Genomic DNA, 3,659 nt, shown 5'->3' on the forward strand with positions numbered 1-3,659 from the left:
CGGGTGCGCAGATGCACTCCGCCGCGTTCAAGCAGCCGGGACGCGAATCCGAGCCGGATAGCGGAATCGTGGTTCCCGCTGGTCAGCACCACCTTCGCGCCCGCGCCGCTGAGCCGCACCAGGGCGTCGTCCAGCAGGCCGACGACGTCAACGCCGGGCAGGGCACGGTCGTAGACATCGCCCGCGATCAGGACGACGTCCACCGACTCGTCGCGGACGACGCCGACCAGCTGATCGATGAAGGCCCGCTGCGCGTCGAGCATCCCGACGCCGTGGAACGACCGGCCCAAATGCCAGTCCGAGGTGTGCAATAACCGCATGCCACTACGCTATCGGCTGCCACCGACACTATTGCGCAAGGCCCCGGCGAGGGCCGCAGCGGGAACTACTGGGTGCGCTTGTCGAAGAAGTCGCGGGCTTCATCGGTCCGCGCGTCATGGTTCCGCGCGTCGGCGGGTGCAGGTGCCGGAGCCGGTGCGGCGGCCGGGCGGCCAATACCGTCGGTGCCAGCGCGACGGTCACCGTCCACGTCGTCAGCGTCGTACCCGTCGACGTCGTCGGATCCGCCGGCCACTGGACGATCCGGCGCGCCGGACCTGACCGAGGTGTAGGCAAAGCCACGGAACACCAGTCCCGCAAGGGCGGCGCCGACCAACGGGGCCACCCAGAAGAGCCACAGCTGGCCCAGGGCATCGGGGCTGCTGAAGAGTGCGGACGCGGTGGCGCGGGCCGGGTTGAACGGGGCGTTGCCGATGCTCTGGCCCAATTGCAGGAGAACGGCCATGCTGAGGCCGACGGCGAACGGTGCGGCGGCCCGGGCCGGGTTGCGGCGGGCGGTGGTCCCCAGGTACACGGCTACCAGCAGGGCGGCGCCGAGCAYCTCAACTAACAGCACGCCCGCCATGGGCGCCTGGATGACGGAGTGCGCGTCGTAGCCTGCCGTGACGGTATCGAAGGCGGTCCGCGTGCCTTCCAGCTTCGGGACTGTCCGCAGTACGCCGAAGAGGGTCAGCGCCCCCAGCAGGGCACCCACCAGCTGCGCCCCGAGGTATGCGGCAGCCTCCACCAGACCGATCCGGCCCGCGATCGCGTTCCCGACCGTGACCGTCGGGTTGAAGTGGCCGCCGGACAGGTAGCCGAAGGCCAGCATGGACGCGGTCAGGGCCAGCCCCGCTGCGAGCGACGCAGACATGGGGTTGTACTGCGGCACCGCGAATAACGGCACACCGAGGCCCACCACCACAACGAACAGGGTTCCCAGGGCTTCGGCGGAGAGCCTGGCGAGGAGGCGGGGCTGGACGTCCCCGGCGGCCCCGGACGGCTGCCCGGCTTCCGGCGCGGGGTTGGATGCGGCGCCCGGTGCTGAGCCTGCTGGGACGGGGTTCGTCATGGTCTGGGGTTCCTTCGGTTGGGGTCCGGTGCCGCGAGCAGTCTGCCAGCGCAGTCTGGAAGTTAACTGGGTCCGAGCTTAGCGGCCGAGCGCCAGGGCGGCGACGGTGCAGGCCGCCAGGCCGATCACGGCAGCCGCGGCGTTCCGCAGCAGGGGCGCCGGTGGAGCCCCCGGGCCGCGCCGCAACTCCCGCCCGCGCATCAGCACGCATCCGGCCAGGACCACGGTGGCCGCCATGGCCATCAGGACGCTGAGCCCCTGGGCGTCGACGGCGGCAGAGGCGCCGGAGGCTCCGGCGCGCAACCAGCCGCGCCAGATCAGCAAATCGACGACGACGAGGGCCAGCAAGGTGCGCCGCCAGGCCAGCGAGGTGCGCTCGGGCTGGAGCCCGGGGTCCCGGTGCACCGCAGGAGTCACCGTGCCACCAGGAGCAGCCCGGCAAGGACAAAGGCCGCGGCGGCCACGCCCACCGTCATGACCAGCAGCACGCCGGAGAACGGCAGTTCACGGTTGTTCCGCATGGCCGCCTCCATCCGGCCCCACCGGTGGTAGGACAGGACCGCCAGCCCCGCGCCGATCAGCGCCAGGATCACACACAGGGAGATGCGGACGGGACCCGGCGCAATGTTGGGGGCAAGCTGGTCGATGGCCAGGGCGCCGGCAATCAGCGCCAGCGAAGTCCTGATCCAGGCCAGGAAGGTCCGTTCGTTGGCCAGCGAAAACCTGTAGTCCGGGGTGCTGCCCGTCTTCCGCCACGCTGGTTCGCGCATGATTCTCCCTGTCAGTTTCAGCGGCACCAGGACGAATTCGGCGCCAACAGCACCCTACCGGGGCCGGGCGGCCGATCCCGGCGGGTCCCCCGGCCGGGGTAAATTTGAAGGCATGAGCATCGATCCCGGCAGTGCCTCCGCGGCGGCGTCCCCGCCGTCCCACAACTCCCGTATCCACGGCTGCCTGCTCGGCGGCGCCCTGGGCCCAACGACGGTGTTGCCGCGGACACCAACGCCTGCATCTGGCTGGCCTACCTGCGCTGGCTCGGGACGCAGGGCGTGGCAGTGCCGGAGTCCGCGCCTTTCCAGCCGCCGCGCTGGATCGACAGCCACGAGGTCCTGCGGCACCGCCGGGCGCCCGGCAACGCCTGCCTCAGCGGCCTCGCCACCGGCGAAATGGGAACCGTGTACCGGCCGGTCAACCCGGATTCGAAGGGCTGCGGGACAGTGATGCGCTCGGCGCCGTTCGGGCTACTCCCCTTCGTCGAGGCCGACGCTGTCTACAAACTCAGCGCGGACGCGGCCACCCTGACACACGGGCACCCGTCGGCCCGGCAGAGCGCCGGGGTGTTCAGCCTGCTGATCCACGCACTGATTGGCGGCCGAAGCCTGCAAGAGGCCGCGGGTTTCGCGCTGGCGCACCTGCAGGAAGGCAGGCTGCCGAAGGGCGAGGAACCCGATCCCGCGCTCGTTGAGCGGCTCACGGCATCCCTCTGCCTCGCCGCGGCCGCCGGCGGCGGGAGCGTCCTGGCGGCCGAGGAACTGGTGCAGGAACTGGGCGAAGGCTGGGTGGCCGAGGAGGCACTCGCCGTCGCGCTCTACGCGGTGCTGGCGACCGAACCATCGTCGACGGCGGACTCGGCAGGCCCGGCCGGGCACTTCCGCGCGGCCATTGCGGTGGCCGTCAACCACAGCGGGGACAGCGACTCAACCGCCTCCATCGCAGGCAACATCCTGGGCGCGCACTACGGCATCGACTGCCTGCCGGCGGATTGGCTCGCCGCCCTCGAGGCGCCGGAGGTTATCCGGGGTATGGCCGAACGGCTGGCGGCGGTTACGGGCGCCTGAGCGAGATGTTGTTGCAGGCTTCGCAGACGTCCTCCGGGATGAGTCCGCGGCGCTGCAGCAATCCGAAGACCGCGCAGCCGAGGCAGAAACCGGCGAAGGCCTCAAGGGAGGCAGCGGCGATCAGCGCTGCGAGCAGGATCCAGGCAGCGGGCGCCAGGCCGGCGGCGAAGAGGATAGCCGCCGTCGTCGACAGCGCCGCCCCGATCCCCTGCGCAAAGCGCTTCGGCGGCCCGGGGACCAGCCGCTTTTTGCCCAGCAGCGGTGTCAGGACCTTGACTGAAAGGACGCCGAACGGCGAGATCCGCGGACCGAACAACACCCGGAGCCAGAACCCGATGGCGATCACCGCCAGTCCCCAGCCCGACCCCGTCACAAGCGTCGCGAGTGAAAGCAGCACCACCAGCGCCGCCGTGATCCGTGCGGAGTACTCG

Annotated in this window: 5 protein-coding genes and 1 pseudogene; 1 reads left to right on the top strand and 5 read right to left on the bottom strand. The window is 71.0% G+C overall.

The window, feature by feature from the left end:
• The 4 genes from AC1DHD_RS15640 to AC1DHD_RS15655 form a co-directional block, all read right to left on the bottom strand.
• Positions 1 to 320, bottom strand: a 320-nt coding sequence (locus AC1DHD_RS15640) for a metallophosphoesterase family protein (RefSeq protein ID WP_476880591.1), incomplete at its 3' end; no start/stop codon positions are given.
• A gap of 65 nt (positions 321 to 385) precedes the next feature.
• Positions 386 to 1,390, bottom strand: coding sequence for an MIP/aquaporin family protein (locus tag AC1DHD_RS15645; protein ID WP_476880592.1), 1,005 nt, complete (start codon positions 1,388 to 1,390; stop codon positions 386 to 388).
• Positions 1,391 to 1,468: 78 nt separating this feature from the next.
• Entirely contained in the window at positions 1,469 to 1,807 is a 339-nt protein-coding gene (locus AC1DHD_RS15650; RefSeq protein ID WP_476880593.1) for a DUF202 domain-containing protein, read from the bottom strand.
• On the bottom strand, positions 1,804 to 2,160 hold the full coding sequence (locus AC1DHD_RS15655) for a YidH family protein (RefSeq protein WP_476880594.1): 357 nt from the start codon (positions 2,158 to 2,160) through the stop codon (positions 1,804 to 1,806). The genes AC1DHD_RS15650 and AC1DHD_RS15655 overlap by 4 nt, the downstream gene beginning before the upstream one ends.
• Before the next feature lie 112 nt (positions 2,161 to 2,272).
• Between AC1DHD_RS15655 and AC1DHD_RS15660 the strand changes: the two are divergent.
• Positions 2,273 to 3,228, top strand: a pseudogene (locus tag AC1DHD_RS15660) (ADP-ribosylglycohydrolase family protein).
• On the opposite strand, the gene AC1DHD_RS15665 reads toward AC1DHD_RS15660, so the two are convergent.
• Positions 3,215 to 3,659 (bottom strand): DUF4395 domain-containing protein (locus tag AC1DHD_RS15665; protein ID WP_476880595.1); only part of this gene is annotated, 445 nt, incomplete at its 5' end. The pseudogene AC1DHD_RS15660 and the gene AC1DHD_RS15665 sit on opposite strands and share 14 nt — an antisense overlap.

The sequence above is a fragment of the Arthrobacter sp. 05L45_2 genome, from assembly GCF_056397525.1.